The following is a 13,132-nucleotide window of genomic DNA, read 5'->3' as shown; positions in this document are numbered from 1 at the left end:
AATGAAAAGCTTGGATTTAATACCTGAAGATTATGTTGTAAATAAAATTGTCGATATTAGCGCTGGTTATCCACATTTTACGCATTTAGTTAGCCTTAAGTGTGGCGAGCATGCGATTGCGAATAATGAGCGTCACGTAACTAAAGAAACTCTTATTGTTGCTTTAAGTGAAGCAGTAAAAGATTCGGAGGGTGCCCTCCAGCGAATGTTTGAAACAACATTAAGAACATTGAACAAGCCAAATGAATATAAGTTACTTTTATTAACCGCAGCGTACTGTAAAGCACCTGAATTCAGAAGTGTCGAGTTAAGAGAGAAGCTTCTTTCAAAGTTTGGTATTAAAATTGAACCACAAGCCTTGAGCAGACGATTAACCTTATTGACTAAAGGCGATAAAACAACAATTTTGTATAAGCCTGCTAGAGGGTGCTTTCAATTTACAGATCCAAGAATGCCAAGCTTTTTGAAGATGGCACTAAATGCAGATGACAGCGAAATTTAACAAGTTACTTAAGAGCTAAAGGATCCAAATATTGACTTCACACATAAAAAACGGATGGGGTCAGGTCTTTCTTTTTTGCCTTTCTGTAAGAACAGAATAAACGAGACATCCATCCTTAATTTGCTAAAATGAAAGAGTGATTGAGGGGATGGTTTAAAATAAAAACTTAACAAGACACCCATCTTATATTTTGAAACTAAGATGGCTGTAAGTCTAAATGAATTGAATGGGTGTCATCCTAATTCTCGTCATAGTAAATTTAATAAGACACCCATCTCAAATTTTGAAATTAAGATGGGGGTTGTTAAAAGCTTTTAATCTAAGTTAGTTATAACCCCTAAAAGCGCAGCGTCTCTAATCCTCTTTATGGATTGGTCTTTAAAGTTTTATCTTTTTTTGAACATGGTGCTTGATTTAGACGTGCCAAAGTTGAGGCATTTTAAGTGCATATGATGAAAATTTACTACGAAACAACAATAAGCTTTAATAGCATTGAATTTTTGCCATATGTGCTTTTTATAGTTATTAGTTTAATCTTTATTGGGAGGCTCAAAAAATTATACGATTTATATATTAAACGTTTTTTTAAGTTTAATTTCTTCGTCTTATTTTTTATATTTATTCTTTACAATCTTGCTTCTACAGCTTCTTTATATTTGAAAATGCAATATATAGCTAAAATAAAATCGCATGAGCAGAGAGTTGTAGCAGGCGAAATTGAAAAATTAGTAGAAAAAGAAGGAGCAAGTCGAACACAGAGTTTTTTAGTGTCAGGAGTGTTTTTTAAATATAATAACTATCAAACTGCGCCATATTTTTTTGCAAACCGTGCATATAACGATAAGGTTATTTTTAATGGAGGTTATGTTGAAATACATTATATCCAAGATAACGGCAATAATTATATCACCAAGTTATTTATAGAAAGTGATTGAGCATTTTCAGTCAAAGAGAGCGTCTACCAATATAAATTTTGATTCAATCTATTAGCCCTCTAAAAGCGCAGCGTCTCTAATCCTCTTTGTGAATTAGCTATAACTAATTGAGGTGGCTAGCACTTTAAATCTCATAACTCTAAACGTAAAACATCGGCGGACTAGCACTCTAATACAAGCCGATGTTTATAACTTATTCAAATAAGCACATTACTTGTAAGGTTTTAACCTTAGTTTTGTTTACGGTTAAGGCTAAATAAACAGATTGCTAGAAGTAATGTTGCAATCATGCCTGATGCACCAGCAACACCTGATGGCAAGAACCCATCACGGCCACAGGTAATTAATACTGCATTGGTAAGCATTGCAACTGTGCCTGCAAGGGCTGTAAGGTGATTGGGGTCAAATCTTGACTTCATACATCAAGCTTAAGTTAGTTAAACCGCTAAATTCACCGTGTAGCTATTCAGCAGGGCTATTTGATAAGGGTGATATAAAAGAAATATTTAACAAGACACCCATCTCAAATTTTGAAATTAAGACGGTAAGAGGTCAAATATTGACTTCATACATCAAAGTTTAAGCAAGCAAAAAATTAATAAGACACTCATCTTAAATTTTGAAATTAAGATGGGTGTAAGTCTAAATGAATTGAATGGGTGTCATCCTAATTCTTTAAGTCAAAGACGAATTAATTGACTTTGCAGATTACGTATTTATAGTGTAATAAAATTTTAGAAGGAACTAGAGTAATGGATGAAATAATTTTATGTAAAAGTAATATGAATAGTACTTCATTAAAAGACAAGTGTGGTATTGAAATTGAAGGGTTATTCTCTTTAACATGCCCAGACCCTGACATGTTATTTCGAACAAACCATATTTATTGAAAGGTGGAAATTCGACTACCGGTACAAATTCTTTAGCAAAAATATCCAATATTCCAAATGTAAAAAATTTAACAGATCTATCACTTTCTTTCGGTGGTGATAATCTAGTAGCACTTTCCATGATCTCAGCAAAATTAAATGAATTTAATATAGGGTTTATGGGAACTTCGACTAGCGTTTATTCAAAAAGAGTTGGTGATTTTGCAGATGCAGTTAGTGATTATCAGAAATCGCTGCTCGAATATCGTCAAGCTATCAAGTCTAAATCACCAACCAAAACTGCGGCTAAACAAAAAGCAAAGCTTGCTTTTGATAAAATGCAAAATAAATTTAGACTAGAAGTAAAAGCAGTTACAAACCAAATCAAGTCTAAACGTGGAACACCCTTAACAAACTTTTCAAGGGGAGCCAATATAGCTAGAAGCAGTCGTAATGTTACTAAGCTTGACTTAATAACTCCTACTCATGCAGATAATGTTGTTAAATTTACTAAATATTCTAAGTTTTTAGGGAACGGTTTAGCTGTAATTGATTTTGGTAGTCGGGTGGGTAACATACACAACACTTATAAAGCTGGTGATAACTGGGAGCGCGAAATGTTCGTAGAATCAACTAGTTTTATTGCAAGTGCTGCTACTGGAATCGGCGTTGTTAATGCGGGGGCTGCTGCCCTTACTTTTTTAGTTGTAGCAACTCCTTTAGGCTGGGTTGGTCTTGTTGTTGGTGGATTGGCAGTAGCAGGAACCGCTGCGGCCGCTTCAATAGGAATTAATGATTATACAAAGGAAAATAGCGGTAGCTTATACGACGAAATTATGAAGTGGTTTGACTCTTAATGGATATTGAGAAAACTTTGTTTGTTATTTTTCTCGTTGGCTGTCTTCTTAGTGCTGTGCTTTATGTCGTTTTTGGACAAGTTACTGTGCGCAAATTAAGGAAGAACCCTAATACGAAAGAGCTACTAGGTATGGAGTTTATAAGTGGCTGGGATATAATAAATGTAGCTAAAGCATTCTCACTACCAAGGAATTGGATGCTCAAGGTAGAAAAAAGTAAGTTTGCATTTATGTATGCTAACTCGTCTACTTTATTCGAAAATACATCAATATTTGATAGGGTACTTGGTTGTATCTTCTATTGGACATTGACCCTATCAGGTTTGTTAGGGGCTTTTTTCGCGCTGCTAAATTCACTTGGTTTTTTTGATTAATACATGTTGATGTGATTTTTAGCTAATTAAAGTCAGCTATTGGCTCTAAACACCAAAACTTTTTATTTCAAACTATTAACGTCCTCTTAAGCGCAGCGCCTCATAGCCTCTTTATGAATTAGCTATAAATAATTGAGGCGTTTAGCTTTTTAAATCTAAACGCTTTAAACGTAAAACATCGGCGGATTAGCACTCTAATACACGCCGATGTTTATAACTTATCTAAATAAGTACATTACTTATAAGGTATTAAACCTTAGTCTGCTTTACGGTTAAGGCTAAATAAACAGATTGCTAAAAGTAATGTTGCAATCATGCCTGATGCACCAGCAACACCTGATGGCAAGAACCCGTCACGGCCACAGGTAATTAATATTGCATTGGCAAGCATTGCAACTGCGCCTGCAAGGGCTGTAAGGCTACCTACGGCTTTGCCACCTTTAGCAATAAATGATAAGCCAAATACAAGTGCTGCTAAGCCTAATAATAATTTAGCTGCGTAGTAAATCATGAATGACAACGACACCACACCACCAATTAAAGGTTGTGCGCCTTCTACTGTGCCCGCCACTTTACCAAATGTTGAAAACAACGTAAGGCCAACGCTTACCTGCACTATGTTAAGTACTGCGCTAAACGCGATAGCAGACCAGCCTAACTGAGCGTTTTTTGCTTGCACCATAGCCGTGCCTGCAAAGGCAACAAGTAAAGTAAATACCAGTGCCTCTAGCCCCCACGCAACCTGCCTTGAAAAACTAATTTCAGCAGTATAAAGCGCTGAATAAATACCCTGTGATATTGCTAATAGCAACAATAACGATGCTGTAACTAGGGTGGTGCGTTTATGTGTAAATTCCATTATGGTCCTCTTGTAATTTTATATTTGACGCTTTAAAAGTTTCAGTCGCTTTGCACACATCAAACAGATGAAAGTATTGCCGCTATAAGACAGGTAAAGCGATTTTAAAATTTCACTTAAACCAATAAAAATAATAATTAATTACAAAAAGGCTAAAATGTGTACGTTTAATTAAACTTAAACTAGCAAAGTGGCATTGATTTTAGCTATTAACCCCTCTTATTAAGATAAAAGCCTAAAATCAGACCAATCACTTAATGCGGTAATCGTTTGCTTGATAGGCGGGGCTACATAAATTAAACCCGCAATAGCAATAACCGATGCTAACGTTATCAGTTTATTATCAAAGTCGGCAATTTTAAGCGCGGTACCAAAAGAGCGTTTAATGGTGACATTATTTAAATCTACACTGTAAAGTTCATCGAGTAATAAATGAATTAACCCGCCGAGTAAAACAAACCCACCTGCTAACCAAGCAAAAGTAGCGGCGTGTGCGGTTGATTGGTCATTAAGTTTCCACGTTACTTGCGTGGTTAATAGCGCGCATAGCAGCAAAAATAATAACGAGTGGCAACTACCTCTATGTACGGTTATCCATTTAAAAATGGGCCTAACAATGTATTTCATGAATCCGTACACTAATAATGGCACCACAATTAACTCTACAAAACTAATTGTAATAATAAGCTCGGTGGTTATGTAATGCAGCACCAGTAATACAGCGCTCAGTGCAAATAAGTTAAAAATAGTATCGAGTGATGTAGAGTTATCTGAGTCTATGTCGGGTAATAAGCCGCCAATTGAGCCTAAAAACCATAACCAAAGTGCGCCGTTTAAATCGATATGGCCTGCAGATAATAAAGTGGCTGAACCTAAGCCGGTAATGATGACTGCAGTATTAAGATGAGTATTGAAATTTGCCATTGTATCTCTTTATAGAAAAATAGGTTGGCATTCTAGCAATCAAAAACTTAATTGTTCAATTTACTTTAAAGGTTTGGATGTAAATCTATGTTTTAGAGGGCTGATTTATCACTTTTTACTAGTGTGGATTTGTGAACTATGAAGTAAGTTGTAATTATTTTTATAAAAATCAATAATAAGCGTAGCTATTTTAGTTTAGCAGACTAAATGAAAGGTCATTTCTTATGAATCAAAATAGATATAAAGCATCGTTTCCTGCGCCTAACATTGGTAGTCACTATTTTGTTTCATCAACGTGGAGCAGTTATGGTTTTTGGGCTTTATTAGCACTGACTCCGCTTGCTCATTACATGATGTACTACAGCGAAGACGGTTTAGCGCATGGCGAAGATTTAAACACTTTAGGGTATGTAATATTTGGCGCTATTGTTTTGTTTGTTTTAAATATTGCTGCCCAATCTATATCTTGGTTAGGCAGGCTTTTGGCAGTGGTTTGCTTTAGCATTAGCCTGTTCTTTATATTATTGCTTATCTACCTTAGCGCATATAGTCACTTTCCAATCGCTTATTTAGGTGTTATTTCGTATTTTGGTTTAGCGGCTTATTTTTATAACAAAGATTATTTAAAAGCCTTAAAAATGCTGTAGCATTCGCTAGCTAATTTTTTATATCTTCATAAAAGGCCACTTTTCCTCGGCCTGTTTCTTTTACGTGATAGAGGGTTTTATCGCCATTGTGCATTAATTGGTGAAGTTGAGTGCCATCAGTAGGGGCTATCGCAATACCTATGCTGGCACCAATGGCACATGTTTTACTTGGCGCAATAGTAATGGCTTGTTGTAGTTCATTAAGTAAAGTAATAGCTTGCTGATGTGTTGCCGCTTTATCGTAAAAAGTTACGAGCCTTGCAACAATAAATTCATCACCGCCTAAGCGGATACACATATCGTTTTTTTCATGAAAAAGTGTTTTAAATCTGTGCGCTGTTTCAATTAGCACTTTGTCTCCGGCTTCGTGGCCGTAGGTGTCGTTTATGGGTTTAAATTTATCTAAATCTATCATCATAAGAACTAGGTGTTGGTTGTGTTCAGTGCATTCTTGTAAGGCTTTATTAAGGCGTTTTTCACCAGCGCGTCGGTTTAATAGGCCTGTGAGTGGGTCATGATCGGCTTCAAAGCGGGTTTGTAGTTCACGTTCTGCACGATCGGTTACATCATGTAAAATAACTTCTACTAGTTGCTGTGGGTGTGAGTGTCGTTTGTTTTCTCTTTGGTCGGTTAGCCTTACAAATAAGCAATGAAACCAGAGCGTTTTGTGACCCACTTTGCATTCTATATCTAAGGTCGTTTGCGGTGGGTTTTGCGCCGAGCGAATAGCGACCAGTAGGCTTTGTAGTTCATCTACATTGCCCAAAAGCTCAGGAAAATGCAAAGTTGGTAATTCTTTTTCGCCAGGTACCGTAAAGTAATGCTCAAATGCTGGGTTGAAGGTGGTGATTGTGTTTTTATCATCAAGTAAACAAATACCAGCGCTGGCTTGTTCAAATATCAGTCTAAATTTAGCTTCAAGCGCTTGGGTTTTTTTACGCAGTGTTTGCTCATTACTAATGGTTAAATGTAGCTCGTGCATAAGGGCATTTATACCGTGCGTTAAGCGGCTTATTTCGTCTCGTTTGCCTTGCTTAAACGTTAGCATTTTAAGGGTTTCTGGCTCGCTCGGGTTTATTTTAGCAAAGCTGTCGGTTAGGTTTTGAATGGGTTGAGTAAGCCAGCGCTGCACAACCAGCGAGACAAAAAATGCGATTACAATAGATTGTATTAGCATTAAAATAAATTCTTTTTTAAGTGCTGCCTGTGCTTGTTGCTGTATAAATTTATCGTCGGGGTATATTGATAATCCCCCTATATAGGCGCCTTCTAAAAAAGGGTGAACGAGCTTCACTGACACGGCTTCTTTTTGTTTATTAATCGTGCCATTGGCAATAAACAACGCTATTTCGCCTTGTGCGTTTGTTTCTCCTTGTAGGCTCGCGCCTTGTACTAAATCGTTACTGATAAGGCCATTAACAATTTCTTGGCTTAATTCTTTGTCGTTTAAGTAAGCGGCTATAGCGGCTGTTTTTTCCATTGTTTGCGCTAGTTGTTTAACGAGTAGGTAATTGGTGTTTTTCTTTTCTTTAAAGCCTGAGTAATACGACAGCATGGACGAGACGATAGACACAACAATAGCAACCATAGCTATTGATAGAGCAACCCGTATATAAAGTTTTTGGCTAATAAATTTAATCAACTGTATAAACCACTTTTACTGCATCGGTCACTTGCGATAGCGGAATGTAGCCAATCGCAAATGGTGATGATGCTATTTTGTTTAACGCATCTTTTACAGAAGCTGAGGGCGAGGGGGGCTTAGCACGGCCTGAAAATAACAGCCTAGCCCAATAAGCATTTATTTTTTGCTCGTCTTTATTAACTAGCTTTAAGTAAAAATCGTTTTTAAGTGCTGACTGTGCGGGTAAATCAAAGGGTTGTGAGGTTTCACCGTCTGGGAATGTTAAATAGCGGCCCATGTAAATATCAATAATTTCGCGTTTTGAAAGGCTATTTATTGCGTTGTTTTTATTTACGACTACGGCAAACTCTGTTGATTGTGCATGCACACTAAGAATAAGTAAGCATATAGGCACTACAGCTTTAATGAATAGGGTACGGTGATTTATCATAACTAAAACACCATGCTCGCGTTTAAACTAAATATATGTACTGTATTACTTTTTATGGCATCGTCGCGGTTATTTAAGCTCCATAAACCAGCGCCTTGGGGTTTTATATCAAAGCGGTCTAACTGGGCTTTTAGCGCAATACGATCAGATAGGTGCCATTTTACGCCAATGTTAATAGAGTGCTGGTGAACGTTGGTAATTCTGACCGCAGATTGAGTTACAGCTGCTAGCTGTTGTATAGGTTGAGACACTTGCTCTGGCGTGCCTGGCAAAAACACAGGGGGGGTTATTTCGACTACATCACGACGATTTTTAGCACCAGAAAATCCGGTATAAAATATTGCGTTGTCAACTCGGTAACCTGCGCTAACATATGTGCTTAGTACTGAAGGCGCCACTATCCAATCAGACTCTGAAACACCTAGTTCAGATTGGATAAGCCAGTTGTTATGATCGTACGTAACCCCAAACGCAGCGTATTCTATGCTGTTACCTTTAGTGTTAAATTTATCTGATATAGCGCGTGCTTGCGGCCATATACTTTGCGGTACTGCATCAAGGGCACCTAAATACTCATCTAAAGACGTTAATTTGTAATCACCAAAGTTTGATTGTGATAACGAAAAACGCAGTGTCCATGCATCTAAGGTATAAGCTGCACTAAAGGTGGCCAAATTATCGAAATCAATAAAAAAGTCGTCATTATAGGCTTCTAACTTTGCGGTGGACCTGCCGTAGGCAAGTTTAATACGTAAAAAGCCCTCGTTTATAGCTTTGCTGTATTCAACATCTACACCATCAAAATTGCCTGCAATGTTAGCAAACGAGTAATACGAATGTGGTGGGCGCACCCATAAATAAGCGTATCCAACATAAGGGTATTCAGAGAGTAAATAAAGGTCGCTGTTTAGCCTGCCAGCCCGAATAGCCCAGTGGCGGCTAGGGCGGTAACGTACAAAGGCCAGCTCTAAAAAATTATCAAAGCTTTTAAAGGCATGATCTTGTATTACAACTTGAAAAACCGAATCCCATTTTTTAGCCAGTGATATATTAGCTTGTCCACCTACAATAGAGTCTCGGGTTGCGGAAAAACCGGCGTCGTTTTCATTTGAGTAGCTAGATGCAAAGCCAATAGCTGAGTCGTCAGTGTAACTAAGGGTTAAAGAGGCAAATCCACTAAATTGTATATCAAAGTCGTTTGCATAGGTTGTATTTGTTACAAAGGTTGCCAATAACGCTATGGCAATTGTGCCTCGATGCAGCATGTTAGCTCGTATTTATTTACACTTAATATAATAAAAAGATAGCACATTATTTTATATACCCAACTTAACTACACCATTTTACTAAATAAATTAGGCTGATAACTAAAAAACACACACAGTATTTAGGATTGTTTTTAGCATTTGCCAAAAATGAGTAAGTGATGCGTAAAAAATTTTAATATGCACTGTTTTATATAAAAATTTTATCATTTGTTAACCAAAGGGGATGTTATAGTGTTGCATAAATTACTTGATATAGTATAACATCCGCGCATTGTTTTTTCCTAAATAGAGTTTGAATGTGAGTACACCTACGGCAATTAATCAAACACCGCTGAATAAATCCCAAGCTATTAATAGCGAAGCAATTATTAAAGTCGACTCGTTAAGTTTTAGCATTAAAAATAACGCCATTTTAAAAAACTTAAATTTTAATGTAGCTTCAGGCGAAATTTACGCATTACTTGGTGGTAACGGTGCGGGTAAATCAACCACGTTAAAAACGTTACTGGGTTTTAACAACCCAACGCAAGGCTCTGTAAAGGTAGCGGGTAAAGAGGTAACACACGCGCTTGATTTTGTACGCGGTAAAACAGCGTATTTACCCGAGTCGGCAACGCTATACCCGCATTTAACCGCCCGCGAAAACGTAGACTATTTTTTATCACTTGCTGATATTAAAAAAACAGATGAGCAAGTAAATGCAGCGTTTAATCGTGTTGCGCTGCAACAGGCTGCATGGGAGCGCCCTATGCAAACGTACTCTAAAGGCATGAGACAAAAAACTGCGATTGCACTGGCTATTTTACGTGAAGCACCAATCTTTTTACTTGATGAGCCTACCTCGGGCCTTGACCCTGTTGCTATAGATGAGTTTAACCAGCTGGTACGCGAGCTGGCATTAACAGGTGCGACTATTTTAATGGTGACTCATGATGTATACGGCGCGTGCCAAGTAGCTAACCGTATTGGTTTATTAAGAGCCGGTGAGCTGGTGGGCGAATTTGATGCGCCTGAAAATGGCCGCATTGATACCGAGCAAGTACATGCTGCGTTTGCACAAAGAGGCGCGTAATGGGCTTAAATAATTTATCAAAGGTGGTGATAGTTGCCAAAGATGAGTGGCGCTATTGGCGTCGCTCTAAACTGGCAATGACCGTTTTAGCTATCGGTTTATTATTAACGCTTTCATCGGTGGTGGTGACTGCCATTACAATGCACGAACTTAGCCATGCACGCCACGAACTACAAACACATGCTGAGGAAAACTTTGTTGATCAACCCGATCGTCATCCACACAGAATGGTGCATTATGGGCATTACGCTTTTAGAACGCCAACACCACTTAGCACACTTGACCCTGGGATTGATGCCTACATAGGTAACTCAATATTTTTAGAAGGGCACAGACAAAATAGCGCCATGTTTGCAGAGCAGCGCCAAGGTACAGCGCTTACTAAATTAGGCAGCCTAACGCCTGCTTTTATAGTGCAAACGTTAGCGCCGTTACTGCTTATATTAATTGGTTACAGCTCTATTAGCCGCGAGCGTGAATCGCAAACGCTGTCGTACTTATTAGCGCAAGGCACCAAAGGCAGTACGCTTATTGCCGGTAAAGGGTTGGCTTTACTCTCTGTTGTGGGTTTAATCATTACGCCATTGGCTATATCGGCCTTATTGACGCTATCGGCGGGTGAAAGCCTATTAGCAGTTGCAAGTTTTGTTGCCGGGTATGCGTTGTATTTATCTGTGTGGGTATTACTTATTTTATTAGCATCGAGCGTGTTTAGTAAAAACAGCGGTAGCTTTACGGCGCTTGCGTTTGTATGGATTTTACTGTGCATTGTAATGCCACGCGTAGCAAGTACCAGTGCCTCAACAGCTGTGCCATCTGCCGGTAAAATAGAAACCGATTTTGCCGTTAAAGCTGAGCTTAGAAAACTAGGTGATGGCCATAACACCAACGATCCTGCATTTAAGCAATTTAAACAATCACTCCTTAAAAAGTACAACGTAAATAGTATTGATGAGCTGCCGGTAAACTTTAGAGGGTTAGTAGCAAGCGAATCAGAAGCTAAACAAGCTAAAGTGCTTAATCAATTTGCTGAGCAGCGTATGCAAAGTGAACTTGAGCAAACACAAGTATCGCGTCACTTTGGTTGGGTATCGCATATGGTAGCTATTCGCTCGCTGTCGATGATTATGGTGGGCACAAGTATAGAAACCCACCATCGTTTTTTACGCGAAACCGAGCAGTTACGTTTTGATTTTGTTCAAGGGCTTAACAAAGTTCACATTGAAAAACTTGATTATCAAACCGATATGAATCGCAATGCCGATGCCGTAGCGACTAAAAAAGCACGTGTAAGTGCAGAAAACTGGCAAATACTGCAAAACTTTAACTTTGATGTAGACAGTGCAGATGTTCGTGCACAAAGGAGTGTACCTGCGTTTTTACAGTTATTGCTATGGATTGTAGTTCTGTTAGGCGGTATTAAATTTGTAGGAAAACGTTTGATATGAGTTATTTAATTACACAACTTACACGTGAATGGGGCTTTTTACTGCGCCAAAAATACCTAGTGGTATTGTTGCTGTGTAGCTTTGTTTTATCAGGTTTTGCTATATACAGCGGGCTTAGCGAAGTAAATGCCCAGCAGCAAACAATAGAGCGCTTAAAAGCAGCAGATCAAAGCGACCGCGCTAAAGTACAGCAAAAGCAAAACGATGCGGGCATGCTAGCGTATTACAGTTTTCATTTAACGTATTCGCAGCCTTCAACGCTTGCCTTTGCGGCTTTAGGTGAGCGCGATATATTCCCGTGGAAACACCGTATTAATTTGCTTGCACTTGAGGGGCAAATTTACGAAAGCGATGCACAAAATGCTGAGCTTGCCCAAGCTGGTAAAATCGATTTTGTATTTGTAATTAGTGCGTTAGCGCCATTGGTTATTATTTTGCTGTTCCATGATTTATTTGCAAATGAGCGTACCAGCGGCAGGCACGATTTACTCGTTACTACAGCTAAGTCTTACTTTGCATTGTGGGGGGCACGTATTACCGTGCGCTTTATAGCAGTAATAGTGTGTTTAATGCTGCCATTTTATGTGGGGGCAATTATAGCTGGAGCCAACGCAGTTGAAGTAGCTTATGTATCGGTTTTATGTATTGCTTATCTTGCCTTTTGGACCGCGCTTAGTGTGTGGTGGGGTAAAAATGCCAGTAGTGCACCGCGTGTTGCCTCTTCTTTAATTGGTTTATGGGTATTATTTGCTTTTATTATTCCTATTTTAGGCGACCTTGCTATTAACCAGTCTGTGCACTCTCCTAAAGGGGGTGACATTATGCTTACCCAGCGAGAAGCGGTAAACGATGCTTGGGATTTACCAAAATCTGCAACCATGCAACCTTTTATTAAAGAGTACCCAGCGCTTGCGCCTTATATAGATATGAGTAGCGAGTTTGAATGGAAATGGTATTACGCATTTCAACACATGGGCGATTTAAAAGCCGCTGAGCTTTCGAAAGCCTACCGCGATGCCGCAGCTAAAAAATATGAGCTAGCTGGTTTTGTATCGTTGATTTCGCCACCGCTTTTACTACAGCGTAGTTTAACCCGTGCCGCTAAAACTGACTCGATTGCAGCTTATGATTATGAGCAGCAAATTAGGGATTACCACAAGCAATTGCGGGAGTTTTACTACCCTTGGTTATTTTACAAAGGCGAGCCAACAAAAAGAGCACTTGAAAACATGCCACGTTTTGAAAACACCACTCAAAGCAGTAACTAAAAATACAGCGCTAAACGCACTTGTTTAGCGCTAT

At 38.6% G+C, this 13,132-nt stretch carries 13 protein-coding genes and 1 pseudogene; 8 read left to right on the top strand and 6 right to left on the bottom strand.

Translation table 11 applies throughout. From position 1 onward, the window contains the following. Positions 1-10: 10 nt before the first annotated feature. Positions 11-502 (top strand): hypothetical protein, encoded by a 492-nt coding sequence (locus AN393_RS06515; protein WP_152968272.1) that lies wholly within the window; start codon positions 11-13, stop codon positions 500-502. A 449-nt stretch (positions 503-951) separates the two neighbouring features. Further along, a complete protein-coding gene (locus AN393_RS06510) occupies positions 952-1,437 on the top strand; it encodes a hypothetical protein (protein ID WP_152968271.1) in 486 nt (161 codons plus the stop codon). A gap of 230 nt (positions 1,438-1,667) precedes the next feature. Here the strand turns inward: AN393_RS06510 and AN393_RS06505 are convergent. After that, positions 1,668-1,829: pseudogene (locus AN393_RS06505) on the bottom strand (thiamine biosynthesis protein ThiC); the annotation flags it as partial. 494 nt (positions 1,830-2,323) lie between these two features. Between AN393_RS06505 and AN393_RS06500 the strand changes: the two are divergent. Next, positions 2,324-3,163, top strand: coding sequence for a hypothetical protein (locus AN393_RS06500; RefSeq protein WP_235576189.1), 840 nt, complete (start codon positions 2,324-2,326; stop codon positions 3,161-3,163). Continuing rightward, positions 3,163-3,537, top strand: a complete 375-nt coding sequence (locus tag AN393_RS06495; RefSeq protein WP_055017647.1) for a hypothetical protein — start codon at positions 3,163-3,165, stop codon at positions 3,535-3,537. Before AN393_RS06500 ends, AN393_RS06495 begins: the two co-directional genes overlap by 1 nt. A 256-nt stretch (positions 3,538-3,793) precedes the next feature. Here AN393_RS06495 and AN393_RS06490 read toward each other — a convergent pair whose 3' ends face one another. Beyond that, a complete protein-coding gene (locus tag AN393_RS06490) occupies positions 3,794-4,396 on the bottom strand; it encodes a hypothetical protein (RefSeq protein WP_055017646.1) in 603 nt (200 codons plus the stop codon). A gap of 222 nt (positions 4,397-4,618) precedes the next feature. After that, complete coding sequence (locus AN393_RS06485; RefSeq protein WP_055017645.1) at positions 4,619-5,320, bottom strand: metal-dependent hydrolase; 702 nt, start codon at positions 5,318-5,320, stop codon at positions 4,619-4,621. Positions 5,321-5,544: 224 nt separating this feature from the next. Between AN393_RS06485 and AN393_RS06480 the strand changes: the two genes are divergently transcribed. Further along, positions 5,545-5,967: a hypothetical protein gene (locus AN393_RS06480; protein WP_055014820.1), complete on the top strand. Its 423-nt coding sequence runs from the start codon at positions 5,545-5,547 to the stop codon at positions 5,965-5,967. 10 nt (positions 5,968-5,977) lie between these two features. Here the strand turns inward: AN393_RS06480 and AN393_RS06475 are convergent, their stop codons facing one another. From AN393_RS06475 to AN393_RS06465, 3 genes are read right to left on the bottom strand one after another with little or no spacing between them, the layout of a single operon-like run. Next, on the bottom strand, positions 5,978-7,609 hold the full coding sequence (locus AN393_RS06475; RefSeq protein WP_055017644.1) for a sensor domain-containing diguanylate cyclase: 1,632 nt from the start codon (positions 7,607-7,609) through the stop codon (positions 5,978-5,980). After that, entirely contained in the window at positions 7,602-8,042 is a 441-nt protein-coding gene (locus AN393_RS06470) for a hypothetical protein (RefSeq protein WP_055014818.1), read from the bottom strand. Before AN393_RS06470 ends, AN393_RS06475 begins: the two co-directional genes overlap by 8 nt. A 2-nt stretch (positions 8,043-8,044) precedes the next feature. Then, the gene (locus AN393_RS06465; protein WP_055017643.1) at positions 8,045-9,307 is read right to left on the bottom strand and encodes a hypothetical protein; all 1,263 of its coding nucleotides are present in this window, start codon (positions 9,305-9,307) and stop codon (positions 8,045-8,047) included. A 301-nt stretch (positions 9,308-9,608) separates the two neighbouring features. Between AN393_RS06465 and AN393_RS06460 the strand changes: the two genes are divergently transcribed. Genes AN393_RS06460 through AN393_RS06450 form a run of 3 tightly spaced genes read left to right on the top strand, consistent with a single transcriptional unit; the run spans position 9,609 to position 13,098 of the window. Next, on the top strand, positions 9,609-10,382 hold the full coding sequence (locus AN393_RS06460; RefSeq protein WP_082422683.1) for an ABC transporter ATP-binding protein: 774 nt from the start codon (positions 9,609-9,611) through the stop codon (positions 10,380-10,382). Next, positions 10,382-11,830: a DUF3526 domain-containing protein gene (locus AN393_RS06455; protein ID WP_055017642.1), complete on the top strand. Its 1,449-nt coding sequence runs from the start codon at positions 10,382-10,384 to the stop codon at positions 11,828-11,830. Before AN393_RS06460 ends, AN393_RS06455 begins: the two co-directional genes overlap by 1 nt. Next, positions 11,827-13,098, top strand: a complete 1,272-nt coding sequence (locus AN393_RS06450) for a DUF3526 domain-containing protein (protein WP_055017641.1) — start codon at positions 11,827-11,829, stop codon at positions 13,096-13,098. The genes AN393_RS06455 and AN393_RS06450 overlap by 4 nt, the downstream gene beginning before the upstream one ends. The last annotated feature ends 34 nt before the right edge of the window (positions 13,099-13,132 follow it).

The sequence above is a fragment of the Pseudoalteromonas sp. P1-25 genome (assembly GCF_001401805.1).
In the GTDB taxonomy this organism is placed as follows: Bacteria; Pseudomonadota; Gammaproteobacteria; order Enterobacterales; family Alteromonadaceae; genus Pseudoalteromonas.
This window is presented reverse-complemented; position numbering and strand designations above follow the sequence as displayed.

Bases quoted from the DNA above. Each gene is read 5' to 3' on its own strand.
- AN393_RS06510 (WP_152968271.1), top strand. From the start codon at position 952: ATGATGAAAATTTACTACGAAACAACAATAAGCTTTAATAGCATTGAA.
- AN393_RS06495 (WP_055017647.1), top strand. From the start codon at position 3,163: ATGGATATTGAGAAAACTTTGTTTGTTATTTTTCTCGTTGGCTGTCTT.
- AN393_RS06490 (WP_055017646.1), bottom strand. From the start codon at position 4,396: ATGGAATTTACACATAAACGCACCACCCTAGTTACAGCATCGTTATTG.
- AN393_RS06485 (WP_055017645.1), bottom strand. From the start codon at position 5,320: ATGGCAAATTTCAATACTCATCTTAATACTGCAGTCATCATTACCGGC.
- AN393_RS06480 (WP_055014820.1), top strand. From the start codon at position 5,545: ATGAATCAAAATAGATATAAAGCATCGTTTCCTGCGCCTAACATTGGT.
- AN393_RS06470 (WP_055014818.1), bottom strand. From the start codon at position 8,042: ATGATAAATCACCGTACCCTATTCATTAAAGCTGTAGTGCCTATATGC.
- AN393_RS06465 (WP_055017643.1), bottom strand. From the start codon at position 9,307: ATGCTGCATCGAGGCACAATTGCCATAGCGTTATTGGCAACCTTTGTA.
- AN393_RS06455 (WP_055017642.1), top strand. From the start codon at position 10,382: ATGGGCTTAAATAATTTATCAAAGGTGGTGATAGTTGCCAAAGATGAG.
- AN393_RS06450 (WP_055017641.1), top strand. From the start codon at position 11,827: ATGAGTTATTTAATTACACAACTTACACGTGAATGGGGCTTTTTACTG.